This is a genomic window from Paraburkholderia sp. 40, from assembly GCF_050434105.1.
Classification (GTDB): Bacteria; Pseudomonadota; Gammaproteobacteria; order Burkholderiales; family Burkholderiaceae; genus Paraburkholderia; species Paraburkholderia tuberum.
The window spans coordinates 1,871,860-1,887,312 of sequence record NZ_JBNPVY010000002.1 but is presented as its reverse complement, the minus strand read 5'-3'; the positions used below and the strand labels follow the sequence as shown (position 1 = coordinate 1,887,312).

The 15,453-nt window shown below is 64.7% G+C and carries 12 protein-coding genes and 1 tRNA gene; 5 read left to right on the top strand and 8 right to left on the bottom strand.

Features of this window, described 5'->3' with window-relative positions:
- Nucleotides 1–351: 351 nt before the first annotated feature.
- From OKW28_RS09980 to fdnG, 8 genes are all read right to left on the bottom strand, one after another.
- Nucleotides 352–1,605 (bottom strand): tyrosine-type recombinase/integrase, encoded by a 1,254-nt coding sequence (locus OKW28_RS09980; RefSeq protein ID WP_429445148.1) that lies wholly within the window; start codon nucleotides 1,603–1,605, stop codon nucleotides 352–354.
- Between the two features lie 171 nt (nucleotides 1,606–1,776).
- Nucleotides 1,777–1,869 (bottom strand) — tRNA-Sec (locus OKW28_RS09975).
- 49 nt (nucleotides 1,870–1,918) lie between these two features.
- The gene (gene selB / locus OKW28_RS09970; protein ID WP_429445146.1) at nucleotides 1,919–3,832 is read right to left on the bottom strand and encodes a selenocysteine-specific translation elongation factor; all 1,914 of its coding nucleotides are present in this window, start codon (nucleotides 3,830–3,832) and stop codon (nucleotides 1,919–1,921) included.
- A gap of 13 nt (nucleotides 3,833–3,845) precedes the next feature.
- Nucleotides 3,846–5,294, bottom strand: a complete 1,449-nt coding sequence (gene selA / locus OKW28_RS09965) for an L-seryl-tRNA(Sec) selenium transferase (RefSeq protein WP_429445144.1) — start codon at nucleotides 5,292–5,294, stop codon at nucleotides 3,846–3,848.
- A gap of 44 nt (nucleotides 5,295–5,338) precedes the next feature.
- A complete protein-coding gene (gene fdhE / locus OKW28_RS09960; protein ID WP_429445142.1) occupies nucleotides 5,339–6,340 on the bottom strand; it encodes a formate dehydrogenase accessory protein FdhE in 1,002 nt (333 codons plus the stop codon).
- 120 nt (nucleotides 6,341–6,460) lie between these two features.
- A complete protein-coding gene (locus OKW28_RS09955; RefSeq protein ID WP_429445140.1) occupies nucleotides 6,461–7,117 on the bottom strand; it encodes a formate dehydrogenase subunit gamma in 657 nt (218 codons plus the stop codon).
- Nucleotides 7,114–8,037 (bottom strand): formate dehydrogenase subunit beta, encoded by a 924-nt coding sequence (fdxH, locus tag OKW28_RS09950; protein WP_429445138.1) that lies wholly within the window; start codon nucleotides 8,035–8,037, stop codon nucleotides 7,114–7,116. Before fdxH ends, OKW28_RS09955 begins: the two co-directional genes overlap by 4 nt.
- A gap of 9 nt (nucleotides 8,038–8,046) precedes the next feature.
- Nucleotides 8,047–11,115, bottom strand: a complete 3,069-nt coding sequence (fdnG, locus tag OKW28_RS09945) for a formate dehydrogenase-N subunit alpha (protein ID WP_429445136.1) — start codon at nucleotides 11,113–11,115, stop codon at nucleotides 8,047–8,049.
- Nucleotides 11,116–11,220: 105 nt separating this feature from the next.
- On the opposite strand from fdnG, the gene OKW28_RS09940 reads away from it, so the two are divergent.
- From OKW28_RS09940 to OKW28_RS09920, 5 genes are all read left to right on the top strand, one after another.
- A complete protein-coding gene (locus OKW28_RS09940; RefSeq protein ID WP_429445134.1) occupies nucleotides 11,221–11,658 on the top strand; it encodes a beta-xylosidase in 438 nt (145 codons plus the stop codon).
- Nucleotides 11,659–11,937: 279 nt separating this feature from the next.
- Nucleotides 11,938–12,996, top strand: a complete 1,059-nt coding sequence (gene selD / locus OKW28_RS09935) for a selenide, water dikinase SelD (protein ID WP_429445133.1) — start codon at nucleotides 11,938–11,940, stop codon at nucleotides 12,994–12,996.
- Between the two features lie 117 nt (nucleotides 12,997–13,113).
- Entirely contained in the window at nucleotides 13,114–14,181 is a 1,068-nt protein-coding gene (gene mnmH, locus OKW28_RS09930) for a tRNA 2-selenouridine(34) synthase MnmH (protein WP_429445131.1), read from the top strand.
- 25 nt (nucleotides 14,182–14,206) lie between these two features.
- Nucleotides 14,207–15,262 carry a permease gene (locus tag OKW28_RS09925; RefSeq protein ID WP_429445129.1) on the top strand — a complete coding sequence of 352 codons (1,056 nt, stop codon included), beginning with the start codon at nucleotides 14,207–14,209 and terminating at the stop codon, nucleotides 15,260–15,262.
- A gap of 36 nt (nucleotides 15,263–15,298) precedes the next feature.
- Nucleotides 15,299–15,433 carry a hypothetical protein gene (locus tag OKW28_RS09920; protein WP_018424239.1) on the top strand — a complete coding sequence of 45 codons (135 nt, stop codon included), beginning with the start codon at nucleotides 15,299–15,301 and terminating at the stop codon, nucleotides 15,431–15,433.
- Nucleotides 15,434–15,453: the final 20 nt, after the last annotated feature.

Here is a 15,453-nt window from a genome sequence, read left to right as displayed (position 1 = left end):
TGCGCGCATTGATATACGAGCCTCAATCTCGTGAGCAGCGAACGCGGCCGGCCCCTCGACGCGACCCAAAATTCCGCTTTGTTCCCGCGAGAGCCGTCCGTCCTGTGGGGGCAAACGTGGGGGCAAAATCGCCCCAAACGAAAAGGCTCTCAGAGCCGAAGCCATGAGAGCCTTATATCTATTGGTCGGCGCGAGAGGATTTGAACCTCCGACCACCTGCACCCCATGCAGGAAATGATTCTCCACACGAAGACAAAGTCCCCCTGCGACTGCCTGCCCGTCAGTAATGCTCAATGAACGATCGAAAGAAACCTGTCGAATGGTCCGGCTTTCTCCGTGTTCGAACAGCAACTATGCAGCGAACGCTTCTGATACCGCCGACGCCGTTGGCACAGTGCTCTCCTGCGCTTTGCCGCTATACCTTCCCCAGTCTTCCATCATCAGGCGCCGACGCTCAAGCTGGTCGCGACGCCGGTAGGCCGCTACCGTCTGCGATACGATGATGTGAGCCAGTGCTTCTTCGGCGAGTGAATCCGGGTATTCCGTACATTCGGCCACCCAGTCGCGAAACGTCGACCGGAAACCATGCACAGTGATCCCGTCCCGCGACATGCGCCTCAGCAGAGTCAGCATCGCCATGTTCGACAATGGGCGACCTTCCTTGCAGCCCGGGAACAGGTAGCCGTATTTCGCCCGCGGCAGCGCGCTGCGTACGATGTCGACGGCCCGTTCACAAAGCGGCACGCGAAGCAGCCGGCCACTTTTCGTCCGGTCGCCGGGTATTGACCAGATACGGTTGGCGAGGTCGAACTCCTCCGGCCGCGCAAAGCGGACCTCGTTCGTGCGGGTGGCTGTGAGGATAAGCAGGTGCAGGACCCGTGCTGCACGCCTGGGGCGCTGCTCCAGGTCGCGAATAAACCCGGGCAGTTCTTCCCAGGGCAGCGCGGGATGATGTCTTACCTGTGAGCGTTTCTTCGAGCGCGGCAATACGAGTTGCAAATGGTCAACGTACCGTGCCGGGTTGCTGCCGGTGCGGTGGCCCATGATAGTCTCGGCGTCGAGGATGGCCTTGATACGGCCGCGCACCCGGCGCGCGGTTTCCGCCTTTTTCGTCCAGATCGGCTGAAGAATCCGCACGATCATCGCGGTGTCGATATCGCGCACCCGGACCTCGCCGATCACCGGGTATGCGTACCTCTTGAGCGTATTACCCCACTGTTGGACATGCTTGCGGTTTCGCCACTCGGGCTCCCGCGCGCAGATGAACGCTTCGGCTGCCTCACGGAACGTCACGTTGGCATCCGCCGAGATATCGAGCAACTGTCGGCGCTGCTGCTCGCGCCGCGCGAGGATGGGATCAATCTGGTCACTGACCATCTCGCGGTAGCTGGCGGCCAGTTTCCTCGCCTCGCCAAGCGAGACTCGCGAAACCGGACCGAGGCCCATCTCCCTCAGGCGGCCGTCAAGCCTGAACCGGAACACCCACGAACGCGCGCCACTGTCCGCGATCTGCATGTAGAGACCACCGCCGTCGGCGTAATGGCCCGGGGCCACCTCCTTCGCGATCCGCAGTGCGCTGAGCCGGTGCAACTGTCGTCCTGACATGCTTCCCTCCTGCCCACTTACCCATCTTCCTACCCATACTTCGTGTGTAAATTGTGTGGGACCTTACCGGAATCAGCAAGCACGTCGTTACCCATAAACCGCTTTAAAATCAGCGGTCTAGAGGACGTTTTCGGAAGAAAGATATCGGAATACCCGGGAAGGCTTGCCGGGCGGAAGGCAGCCGGAGTCGAACCGACCTGAGAGCGTCTGACGCCCTCAACTGGGTTTGAAGCCCAGCCGCACCACCGGATACGAATGCCTTCCTACGGTGATTGAATGACGCGTGCCCGATAGAAACAGACCGCCAGCCAGATCAAGGCAGATCGAGCCAGCGGCTATCCGTGCGCACGAGGTGCAGGCCACGGTGGAAGCGAGTATACCCAACCCGGTCGAAGAACTCCAAAAGCTGGATCGCGCGTTTTCGGCCGAGCCCGGTCGCGTCGCGAAACGGCGCGGCCGCCACGGTGCCGCCGCTCTTGTGCGCCTCCGCCGCCGCGATCGACGCAAGTTCGCGAATCACCTGCTGGTGATAGAACAGGTCATGCACGACCTGGAACAGCTCGCCCTGACGCGCGAGCTTGCGCAGCAACTGACGCGCGCGCTCCTCCGGCACACCGTGCGCATTCGCGAGCTCGCGCACCCACGGCGGATCGAAACGCCCCGCCTCGATCTCGGGCAGCAGCGTCGCGGCAAGCGCCTGATCGGCGGCGTCGAGCGTCACGGCGTGGCCGGGCAAATGCAGCCACGGTCCGCGTCTGACGAGCTCGCCACGCACCGCCGCAACGTCGACCAGCGCGCGCCACAGCGCGTCGTCGACCAGTGGCGCCGCGATGCGCCGCAAGCGCGACACGTCCGGGCCGAGTTCGTCGGGCGAGCGCTCGTGGTATTGCGCGAGCGCGCTCGTCAGGCGCCCCTCGAGCGTGTGCCATGTCGCGTCCGCGACCAGCAGCGCGTCATGGCCCGGCAGTTCGATCGTGCGAGTCGCGGCGGGCAACGCGAGCGCGGCTGCCGGCATCCCCGTGAGGCGCTCCAGCAACGCCCGCGACAAACCGTGCGGCGCGCGAGCGAACAGCGCGTCGAGTGAGCCGGTGTCGAGCAGCGACTGCATCGCGTCGAGCCAGCCGAAGCGCTCCGGCGAGCGCCGCTTGCGCGCCGGAGCGAACGCATCGAGCACGTGCCCACCGCCCACCGTGCGATTGGCCTGAGCGTTACGCACGACGAAGCGATCGCCCGGCACCGTGCACACCGGCCGCTCGAACACGAGTTGCACGCGCGCGCGCTGACCGGGCGCGAGCGTGTCGCCTTCGAGCAGCGCGACATGCGCAACCTGATGCTGCGTGCCGAGATGCACGTGCAGCGGCTCCCAATGTTCGAGCGCGTGCGGCGCGTCGGCGAGCAGCGTCAACGCGACGTCGACGCGCTCGCTCGCTTGCGACAGTCGCGGATCGACGATCCAGTCGCCGCGCTCGATCGCACTCTTCTCGATGCCCGCCAGATTCAGCGCGCAACGCTGGCCGGCGCGACCGGTTTCGGCGGGGCGATTCTGCGCGTGGATGCTGCGCACGCGCACCGATTCGTTTTTCGGCGCGAGCAGCATCGTGTCGCCGACGCTCACGCTGCCCGCCACCACGGTCCCGGTGACGATCGTGCCCTGCCCCGCGAGCGTGAACACGCGATCGACGGCGAGGCGGAACAGGCCGTCGTCGCGCTTCATGCGCCATGCGGCGGCCTGCTCGCGCAGATGCGCGTTCAGCGCGGCGACGCCTGCATCGCCCGCGCGTGTCGCGCAGGTATCGAATATCGGCGCGTCGCGCAGCACGCTGCCAGCGACGAACGCGCTCACTTCATCGCGCACTTCGCGCAGGCGCTCGTCGTCGACGCGATCCACTTTCGTCAACGCGATTGCGCCGCGCCGGATGCCGAGCAGTTCGACGATCGCCAGATGTTCGCGTGTTTGCGGCATCACGCCGTCATCGGCGGCGACTACGAGCAGCGCGAAGTCGATGCCGCTCGCGCCCGCGGTCATCGTATGCACGAGCTTTTCGTGGCCCGGCACGTCGATCAGACCGAGCACGTCGCCGTTGTCGAGCGGTACGTACGCGTAGCCGAGCTCGATCGAAATGCCGCGTGCTTTCTCTTCCTTGAGCCGGTCCGTGTCGACGCCGGTCAGTGCCTTCACGAGGCTGGTTTTGCCGTGGTCGATATGCCCAGCAGTACCGACGATCATGCGTGCCCGTCCTTCAGCTGCTTTTCGGTTGCGCGATCAGCTGTGCGATCAATTGTGCTTCGTCGGCGGCTTCGAGGCAGCGCAGATCGAGCCGCAACGCGTCGTCCGCGATCCGGCCGAGCACCGGCCGCGCCATCTCGCGCAACTGCTTTTCGAGCGCGAGCAGATGACGGCCGCCGCGCTTGCCGTCGGTCATCCTGATGACGAGGCCATAGCTCGGCAGCACGTCGACGGGCAATGCGCCGCTGCCGATCTGGCTGAACATCGGCTCCGCGGCCACGCTGTAGCGCGCGTCGATCGCCTGCTGTAGCGCCGGTAACACGCGCTGCGCGGCGGCGTGAATATCTTCGGCAGGCCGCGTGAGGAGCCGTAGCGTGGTCAGCCGCTCCGTCAACTTCTCCGGCGCGCGATACAACTGGAGCACAGGCTCCAACGCCGCAAGTGTCAGCTTGCCGACCCGCAGTGCGCGCTTCAGCGGATGCTTCTTGATCTTCGCGATCAGATCGCACCGCCCGACGATCAACCCAGCCTGCGGGCCGCCGAGCAGCTTGTCGCCGCTGAACGTGACCAGATCGGCGCCGGCCGCGACGGTCTCGCGCACCGTCGGCTCGCGCGGCAAGCCCCATTCGGCGAGATCGACGAGCGTGCCGCTGCCGAGATCGACGGCGACCGCAAGCCCGCGCGCGTGCGCGAGCGGCGCGATCTCTTCGATACCGACTTCCTTCGTGAAGCCACTGATCGCATAGTTGCTCGCGTGGACTTTCATCAGCAGCGCGGTACGCGCGTTGATCGCCTGTTCATAGTCCTTCAGATGGGTGCGGTTCGTCGTGCCGACTTCGCGCAGCTTCGCGCCCGCGCGGCTCATGATGTCGGGAATGCGAAACGCGCCGCCGATTTCGACGAGTTCGCCGCGCGACACCACCACTTCCTTCTTCGCCGCGAGCGCGGACAGCGTGAGCAGCACCGCGGCGGCGTTGTTGTTGACGATGGTCGCCGCTTCGGCGCCGGTCAGCTCGCAGATCAGATCGTCGATCAGTTCGTCGCGGTCGCCGCGCGTGCCGGTGGCGAGATCGAACTCGAGGTTGGCCGGTTGCGTGAGCGCGCTCATCACGGCGCGCACCGACTCATCGGGCAGCAGCGCGCGGCCGAGGTTCGTGTGCAACACGGTGCCGGTCAGATTGAACACGCTGCGCAGCCGCGACGCGTTACGGGCGAGCAGCGCCGCGGCGACCGTCGCATGCAACTGCGCGGTATCGAGCGCGCTCACCGCCGGGTCGGCCGCCGCATCGCCCGATTGCGCACTGATGCGCCACGCATCGAGCGCGTCGCGCAGCGCGTTGAGTACCTGGGTGCGGCCGTATGCGCCGATGAGCGGCACGAATTCTTCCGACGCCAACACCTTGTCCACCGACGGCACGCGCGCCATCAGCGCGCGCAATGCCGAGCTGCTCACATCGCTCACGAGCAATCCTTGTCGTTTTGAACTTGCGTCCGGTCAGGTCGCCGTCAGGCCGACTCGTCGCCCTCCGTTTCGGCCGCGCCGGCCGTCTGCTCCGGCCACAGCCATGGATGCGGCGACGCGCGCCGGTAACCTTCCGCGCCCATCAGCAGATCGAGCGTGAGGCTCGCGAGGTCGTCCGCGAATGGATCGAACTCGTAGTCCTTCGCCTGAATGCCGATCTTGCGGTAAGTATGGCATTCGTCGCACGACTCCGCCTTCAGCGCGGCGTTTTTCGATTCGGCCTCGCGCGCGGCTGCGTCGGCGTCGGGCGAGCCGGCTACCTGGTACGCGATGCCCTTCGTCGAATCGCAGTTCGAGCATTTGCTACGGACCATATGCCATTCGGTCGCGCACAATCCGCATTGCAGATACCGATAGTTGTCGTACGCGCCGCCGATGCGCAGCGTGCTCGCCACCGGATGCGAGCCGCACACCGGGCACAGGCCCGGTGTGTCGAGGTACGGTACGGCGCGCTTGTCGATGTCGGCGGCGAGGTCGGTCCATACGACCTGCAGCGCGGCCATGATGAACGGCGCGCTCGCCGGCTCGACGTCGGCGAAGCGCTGCGCGAAGATCGCGTCGGCCTGCGCTTCGAGCGCGGCGACGTCGAGCGAGCGCAGGCGCGCGAACAACGCCACGAGCGGCGGCGTCAACGGGGGACCCGCCGCTTCGATCCTGTCGAGCAGTTGTAGCAACACGTCGCGCCACGCCGGATCGCGCTCGCCGGACAGCGCCGGAATCAGCGGCATCGAATACTGCTGCGCGCTCGCGATCAGCTCGGGGCTCGGTGGCTGGGCCTTGAAGTGCGCGAGCACCGCCTGCTGCGCATCGGCGAGCGCCGCCATCAGCCGCAGGTAGCCGGCGATCGGATTGCCGCGCGAGGCGAGCTGACGCAGGCGCGCGGCGCGCGGCGCGAACACCGCGAGCCGCTCGGGCATGCGGATTCGGGGTATTGCCGAGGGATCGAGCGACTCGATGTCGGCGGCTTCGAGAATGCGTTGAGTCAAGATATCGACCTCTGAAAACTGAAGGGCCGCCGCCCGTCATCGACGAGGCGCGGCGGCCCGGTGCGAAGGGCGCTGCGGCGCATTGAAACATGCGCTGGGGCAGCGCCGATTGAGCATACTTTACTTGCCGATGATTTCCCTGAACCAGTTTGGATGATGCTTGCGCGCCCAGCCATAGGTAACGGTGCCGCGCGTCATCGCACCTATGGAGCCCTTGACCCACAGCGCCGCATAGATATGCACGATGATGCCGACGATCAGCAGGAATGCCGTCACGGCATGCACGAGCGCCGAGAGCCGGATCACACCAATCGGGAAATAGAACGAAAAGTAGCGCCGCCAGATCACGATGCCGCTCAGCAACAGCAGCAGCATACAGATCACCATCACGAAGAACAGCAGCTTCTGCCCGGCGTTGTACCTGCCGATTGCGGGCAGGCGTTCCTCGCGATTGTTCAGCACGTCGCCGATCTGCTTCATCCACTGGATATCCGCCTGGTCCAGATAGTTGTGATGCCAGAAGCGCAACGCAAGAATCAGGAACGAGATGAACATCACGCAGCCGATGAACGGGTGCAGAATCCGCGTCCACTGCCCGCCGCCGAGTACCACGTACAGAAACGCCATCGACGGATGGAACATCGCGAGACCGGACAGCGCAAGCAGGACGAAACAGATCGCGGTGATCCAATGATTCGTGCGCTCGTTCGGCGTATAGCGCACGATCAGGCGGTTGCCCGTTACGTCCGTGAAGTCGGTGTGCTCCGAGTGGTTCATTGCGTACCCTCCCGCGAACGGCGTGCTTCTTCGGCTTCCTTGACGGCTGCGGCTTCGTCGGCCTCGGAAACCTCGTTCGGGCCGACCCGCGTGTAGTGGAAGAAGCCCGCGAGCGCGGCGATCCCCATAATGGCGAGCCCGATCGGCTTGGCTATGCCCTTCCACAACGAGACCAGCGGACTGATGCGCGGATCGTCCGGCAGGCCGTGATACAGCGACGGCCGGTCGGCGTGGTGCAACACGTACATCACATGCGTGCCGCCGACCTTGGCCGGGTTATACAGGCCAGCGTTCTGAAAACCGCGCTCCTTCAGATCGACGATGCGGTCCTCGGCCTGCTGCTTCATGTCCTCCTTGGTGCCGAACATGATCGCGCCGGTCGGGCAGGTCTTCACGCAGGCTGGTTCCTGGCCGACCGCCACCCGATCCGAACACAGCGTGCACTTGTATACGCGGCGATCCTGCTTCGACATACGCGGTATGTCGAACGGGCAGCCGGCGATGCAGAAGCCGCAGCCGATGCAGTTCTCCTGGTGGAAATCCACGATGCCGTTCGTGTACTGCACGATCGCGCCCGGCGACGGACAGGCCTTCAGACAGCCCGGGTCCTCGCAGTGCATGCAGCCGTCCTTGCGGATCAGCCATTCGATATCGCCGGCGGAATTCTCGTACTCGGCAAACCGCATGACGGTCCACGAATTCTCGGTGAGGTCGGGCGGGTTGTCGTAGACGCCCACGTTCACGCCGATCTCGTCGCGCAGATCGTTCCACTCCATGCAAGCCGTCTGACACGCCTTGCAGCCGATGCACTTCGACACGTCGATGAGCTTCGCGACCGTGCCCGTGGCCGGCTCGCGAATCACCGGCGGCTGCGTGGTGGTGGCCGAAACGCGTCTGATGTCCAGTGATTGCAGTGCCATCTCTGTTCCTTATGCCTTTTCGACCTTGACGAGGAACGACTTGAATTCCGGTGTCTGCGAATTCCCGTCGCCCACCGGGGGCGTCAGCGTATTGACGAGATAGCCCGGCCTTGCGACTCCCATGAAGCCCCAATGCAGCGGCAGCCCGACGGTCTGCACCTTCTTGCCTTCGATCATCAGCGGTTTGATCCGCTTCGTCACGACCGCAACGGCAACCACATGCCCACGGTTCGAGCTCACCTTGACCCGGTCGCCGGCCACCACGCCGATCTCCTTCGCGAGGTCGTCGCCGATCTCGACGAATTGCTCGGGCTGGATGATCGCGTTCAGATGCGCGTGTTTGGTCCAGTAGTGGAAATGCTCGGTCAGACGATAGGTGGTTGCCGTGTGCGGGAAGTTCTCGTGTGAGCCGAAGGTGGCCTTGTCGTCCGGGAACACGCGCGCCGCCGGATTGCTGACGGCCAACTTGTTGTCCGGATGCAGCGGGTTGTAGCCGAGTGGCGTTTCGAACGGCTCGTAGTGCTCGGGGAATGGCCCTTCCACCATATTCTCGCGCGCGAAGAACCGAGCGACCCCTTCCGGATTCATGATGAACGGATTCATGCCGTTTTCGGGCGGCTCGTCGACCTTGAAGTCCGGAATGTCGGCGCCCGACCACTTGCTGCCGTTCCACGCGATCAGCTTGCGCGTCGGATCGAACGGCTTGCCGCTGAGGTCGCACGACGCGCGGTTGTACAGAACCCGCCGGTTCACCGGCCATGCCCAGGCCCAGTTCAGCGTGTTGCCGATGCCGGTCGGGTCCGAGTTGTCGCGGCGGCCCATCTGGTTGCCCGCCTGGGTCCACGCGCCGCAGAAGATCCAGCAGCCGCTCGAGGTCGAGCCGTCGTCGCGCAGCAGCGCGAAACTCGCGAGCTGCTCGCCCTTCTTCGCGAGCACCTTGGTCGTGTCCTTCGGATCGGTAACGTCCGCGAGTGCCTTGCCGTTGAACTCCATCGCGAGTTCTTCGGGCGTCGGGCTTTCCGGGTTCGCATACGGCCAGCTCATGTTCAGGATCGGATCGGGATACTTGCCGCCGTCCTTGCGATAAGCGTCGCGAATACGCAGCCACAGCCCCGCCATGATATCGAGGTCGCTCTTCGCTTCGCCGGGACCGTCCGCGCCCTGCCAGTGCCACTGCAGCACCCGGCTCGAACTAACGAGCGAGCCGCGTTCCTCGGCGAAGCAGGTGGTCGGCAGACGGAACACCTCGGTCTGGATCGAGCCGCTGTCGACGTCATTGAACGGGCCGTGGTTCTTCCAGAACTCCGACGTTTCGGTCGCGAGCGGATCCATGATCACGAGCCACTTCAGCTTGGCCAGCGCCGCGCCGTTCTTCGCCTTGAACGGCGCGGCGGCAAGCGGGTTGAAGCCCTGCGCGAGGTAGCCGGTCATTTTGCCCTGATTCATCAGCTCGAAGACCTGCAGCAGGTCGTAGGACTTGTCGAGCTTCGGCAGATAGTCGAAAGCGAAGTTGTTTTCGGCGGTCGCCTTGTCGCCCCACCACGATTTCATGAAGCTCACGTGGAACGCGCGATAGTTGCGCCAGTAGCTCAGCTGGTTCGGCCGCAGCGGCTGCGTGGCGCGCTTCGCGATGTAGGCGTCGAAGTCCTGCTCCGCTTCCATGGGCAGCGTCATGTAGCCCGGCAGCAGGTTCGACATCAGGCCGAGATCCGTCAGGCCCTGGATGTTCGAATGGCCGCGCAGCGCGTTCATGCCGCCGCCCGCGATGCCGATGTTGCCGAGCAGCAGCTGCACCATCGCGCCGGTGCGGATGATCTGCGAGCCGATCGAGTGATGCGTCCAGCCGAGCGCGTACATGATCGTGGCCGCGCGCCCAGGCACCGACGTCGACGCGAGCATCTCGCACACGTGCTGGAACTTCTCTTTCGGCACGCCGCAGATTTTCTCGACCTGCTCGGGCGTGTAGCGCGAGTAGTGCTGCTTCATCAGCTGATAGACGCAGCGCGGGTCCTGCAGCGTCGGGGCGACCTTGGCGAAGCCGTCGTCGCCGCGCTCGTAGTCCCACGAGGTCTTGTCGTAGCTGCGCTTCCCGGCGTTGTAGCCGGAAAACAGGCCGTCCTTGAACGCGAAATCCTCACGCACGATGAACGGCATGTCCGTGTAGTTCTTCACGTACTCGTGCTGGATCTTGTCGTTCGTCAGCAGGTAGTTGATCACTCCGCCGAGGAACGCAATGTCCGTACCGGTGCGGATCTGCACGAAGTAGTCCGCGACCGACGCCGTACGCGTAAAGCGCGGGTCGACCACGATCAGGCGCGCCTTGCGGTGCGCCTTGGCTTCGGTGACCCATTTGAAACCGCATGGGTGGGCCTCGGCCGCATTGCCGCCCATCACGAGAATCACGTCCGCGTTTCTGATGTCGACCCAATGGTTCGTCATCGCTCCACGGCCAAACGTCGGGGCAAGACCTGCCACCGTCGGGCCATGTCAGACACGCGCCTGATTGTCGAATCCGAGCATGCCAAGACTGCGAACAGTCTTGTGCGTCAGATAACCCACCTCGTTGCTGCCGGCCGATGCCGCGAGCACGCCGGTAGTCAGCCAGCGGTTGACCTTTTTGCCGTCTTCGGTCGTCTCGACGAAGTTCGCGTCGCGGTCTTCCTTCATCAGCTTCGCGATGCGGTCTAGCGCGTCTTCCCACGAGATGCGCTTCCACTCGCTCGCCCCGGCCGCGCGGTACTCGGGATAGCGCAGACGGCTCGGGCTATGGATGAAGTCGATCAGGCTCGCGCCCTTCGGGCACAGCGTGCCGCGATTGACCGGATGGTCGGGGTCGCCCTCGATGTGGAAGATGCTCGTCTTCACATTCTTAGCCTCGTCGCCAAGACCGTACATCAGGATGCCGCAGCCCACCGAACAGTACGGGCAGGTGTTGCGGGTTTCAGTCGCACGCGACAATTTGTACTGACGGACTTCGGCCAGCGCGGGTGTCGGCGAGAAGCCCATCAGGGCCAGGCTCGATCCGGCAAGTGTCGTGGCAGAGACCTTCAGGAATTGTCGCCGAGTCATTTGCGTCATTGCATGGCCTCGGCTCTTTTGGGGACAAAATTGATTATAGATGCCGTTTCGCGACATGCATCGTATTCGCCACCCCGGTAAATGGGACATGCGAAAGTCACTTGAATGAAGGGCGGCACGCTGCCTGCACGATTTATTCCCGCTGCTGGGCACCGTTCATGCTGCATCCGCGAATCGGGACTCCCATTGACCTTATCGGCGGATTATTGCGCTCCTATGAACTCCCCGACTTTCTCCTGTCGCGCGGCACGCGGCGCGGCCTCGCTGGCGCTCCTCGGCGCCGCGCTGTTGGCCTCGAGCCCGCGCAGCTTCGCGCAGATTCCCCAGCCGCGCGGCTCTTCGCAAATGGAAAGCCGCTCGTCCGCGATGGGTTCGACGCCCGAACCGGCTGCTTCGGCGGTTCATGAATCGCAAAAACCTCAGTCGAAAGACAGCGGGCAGGGTAGCGCGCGCGGCAAAACCACCGGTCAAGGACAAAAACCCGAAGGGGCTGGCGGATTTAACAATGGCCTGTATGGGACCGGCGCGGGCAGCAATAATTGAGGTTCTGGAATCTCGATAACTGGTTTGTTAATTGTCGACGCCGATCAATTCGCGCGGCGCCGCGGAATTGCGTTGTAGCGTAAAGAATTCGTTTCATCGCGCGGACATGCCGCTTGCATTTCCTTCGGCATTAGTATTTTTTACGCGGCCGTCTATCGCTGGCAAAACGGGGTTCGAAACGGTTTCGGCATAGCGCCGGTTTGCGCCCGTGCCGACGCTGCACAGTGTGAAAACAACCCTCATAATGCGGTCATTCGACGAACCCCAACTCTCGCCCCCATGACCCAAGTTCAAGCAAGCCAGTCGCCCCGCCTGACGAGCCTGTCGCACGGCGGCGGCTGCGGCTGCAAGATCGCGCCCGGCCTGCTCGCCGATCTGCTCAAGCGCAGCGCGCCGCTGCCATTCTTCCCCGATCTGCTGGTCGGCAACGACACCGCCGACGACGCCGCCGTCTACAAGCTCAACGAAGACCAGGCGATCGTCGCGACCACCGATTTCTTCATGCCGATCGTCGACGATCCATTCGACTTCGGCCGCATCGCCGCGACCAACGCGATCTCCGACGTCTACGCGATGGGCGGCAAGCCGATCATGGCGCTCGCGATCGTCGGCATGCCGATCAACGTGCTGCCGCACGACGTGATCGCGGCCGTGCTGAAAGGCGGCGAATCGGTCTGCGCGGAAGCAGGCATCCCGGTCGCGGGCGGCCATTCGATCGATTCGGTCGAGCCGATTTACGGCCTCGTCGCGCTGGGCATCGTCGATCCGAAGCGCATCAAGCGCAACGCGGGCGGCCAGGCCGGAGACGTGCTGATCCTCGGCAAGCCGCTCGGCGTCGGGATTCTGTCCGCGGCATTGAAGAAGGACCGGCTCGACGAGGCCGGCTACGCGGCAATGATCGGCGCAACCACCAAGCTGAACCGGCCGGGCGCCGAGCTGGCGCGGCTCGACGGCGTGCATGCGCTGACCGACATCACCGGCTTCGGCCTGCTCGGCCACACGCTGGAACTCGCGCGCGGCTCGAAGCTGACCGCGCGCGTGCGCTACGCGGACCTGCCGTGGCTGCCGAACGTCGCGAGCCTCGCGAAAGCAGGCATTTTCACCGGCGCATCGGGCCGCAACTGGGATGCCTACGGCCACGACGTGGTGCTGCCCGCCACCTTGCCGTCCGTCGGCCGCGCGTTGTTGACCGATCCGCAGACGTCGGGCGGGCTGCTGGTGTCGTGCTCGCCCGAAGAGGTAGACGAAGTGCTCGCGCTGTTCCGCGCCGATGGCTTTGCCGACGCACGGGTGATCGGCGAGCTGGTGAGCGGGGAAGCGCGGGTCGAAGTCATCTGAGGTAGGTGGCCGAAGGACGTCACTGGAGAACCCCGGGAAGGACGCATATAACCGGCCCGAACGAGCCGCCCATGCGATAATTTCTGTCTTCCCGCGGTCCGTTTTGTCCCTACTCCCTTGAAAAGTCTTCTAGTCAGCCTCGACAAAGCCGGCGATTTCGATGAAATCGTCGACGTTCGCACTCCGCTCGAGTTCGAGGAAGACCATATTCCGGGCGCGACCAACGCGCCAGTGCTGAGCAACGAGGAACGCGTGCTGGTCGGCACGACCTACAAGCAGGTGTCGCCGTTCGAGGGCACGCGGCTCGGCGCGGCGTTAGTCGCGCGCAACATCGCGCATCATCTGGAAACCACGTTCGCCGACCGGCCGCGCAACTGGCGCCCGCTGATCTACTGCTGGCGCGGCGGCAAGCGTTCGGGCTCGGTCACGACGCTGTTCAACATGATCGGCTGGTCGGCGCGGCAACTCGACGGCGGCTACAAGAGCTACCGGCGCGCCACGCTGGAGAGGCTCGAAACCCTGCCGCGCCGTTTCAGCTATATCGCGCTCGTCGGCCCGACCGGCAGCGGCAAGACGCGGCTGCTGTCGGCGCTGCATGAGGCCGGCGCGCAAACGCTCGACCTCGAGGCGCTCGCCTCGCATCGCGGCTCGTTGCTCGGCGCGTATGCGGGCGTGGCGCAGCCGTCGCAAAAGCGTTTCGACACGCTGCTCGTCACCGCGCTGCGCGACTTCGACGTGAACCGGCCGGTGTTCGTCGAGGCGGAAAGCCGACGCATCGGCTCCGTCACGCTGCCGCTTGCGCTGCTCGAAACGTTTCATCGCGGCGCGTGCGTCGAGGTGCGCTCGAGCAGCGAGGACCGCGCGGCGTTTCTGCTGCAGGATTACGCGCATCTGTTCGAGCATCCCGATTACTTCAAGGGACAGCTGGAACGGTTGATCGGTCTGCACAGCCGCGAGCGGATCACGGGCTGGCTCCGGCTCGTCGACGAGAACCGGCGCGCCGAGCTCGCGCGCGAACTGATCGAACGGCACTACGATCCCGCATACGCGCGCAGCAGCGGCCAGCATTTCGAGCAGTTGCCGGACGCGCTGCAACTCGATTTCCGCCCGAACGACGCCGACATCGTCGAGCAGGCAAAAATGCTGCTCGCGCAGCTCGATACCCGCACGCTAGTCGTCGGTTGATCCACAACGACATTCAACAACCATCATGCAGTCAACCCTTCGGCAACCCCGCGTCCCGCTCGGCTGGATCGTATTTCTGCTGATCGCCGTCGTCGGCCTCTTCTATGTGAAGTGGTTTCCGTACTACAACCGCGCGTTCGTCGCCGCGAGCCAGCATTCGATCGGCAAGTCGATCCTGATGGGCACGTCCGCGAGCGCGCCGGCGGCCTCATGGCAGGCCGCGATCGACTTCGCGCTCGCTTACGGCAAGGCAATCTGGCAGGCGATGGTGCTCGGCCTGCTGCTCGGCTCCGCGGTACAGGCGCTGATTCCGCCGCAATGGGTCGCGCGCGCGCTCGGCCGTGCCGACTTCAACAGCGTCGTCAAAGGCGGCCTGATGTCGTTGCCGGGCATGATGTGCACCTGCTGCGCGGCGCCCGTCGTCGCGGGCCTGCGCGCGCGTGAAGCGGCGCCGGGCGCGGCGATTGCTTTTTGGCTCGGTAATACCGCGCTGAATCCCGCTACGCTGATCTTCATGGGCTTCGTGCTCGGCTGGCAGTGGATGGGCCTGCGCCTCGCGCTCGGCATCCTGATGGTGTTCGGCCTCGGCTACGTCGTGAACCGCATGGTTACGCCGCAGGAAGCGCAAGCGTCGCGAGAGGCCGTCGCGCAACTGGTGAGCGCCGACGATCCCGGCACCGCGTTCTCGCGCTGGATCACGATTCTGGGGCGCATGACGCTGCGGCTCGTGCCGGAATACATCGCGCTCGTGCTGATTCTCGGCGCGGCGCGCGCGTGGCTGTTTCCGCACATCGGCCCGGACGTCGACAACAGCCTGCTGTGGATCATCGCGCTGTCGATCGCCGGCACGCTGTTCGTGATTCCGACCGCGGGTGAAGTGCCGATCATTCAGGCGATGCTGTCGTTCGGCATGGCCGCCGGCCCCGCCGGCGCGCTGCTGATGACGCTGCCGCTCGTGAGCGTGCCGTCGCTCGCGATGCTCGCGCGGTCGTTTCCGCGGCGCGTGCTGACGGTGGTGGCCTGTGCAGTGGTGGTGTGCGGTGTCGTCAGTGGATTGCTGGCCGTTACGCTGGGCTTCTGAGTCGGTTTTTGAGTTCGAGTCGTAGAAGAAGGAAGCATGAAACGTATTGCCGCATTCGCTGTCACGTGTTGGTCCGCTGCCGGGCTGCTGTACGTTGGACAGCACTCGGTGGCGCTGATCGCACTGAGCGGCGTCGTGGCGTTCGCAGGGTTCGATCTGCTGCGGCCGTGACGGCGGCGTAGTTTTTCCCT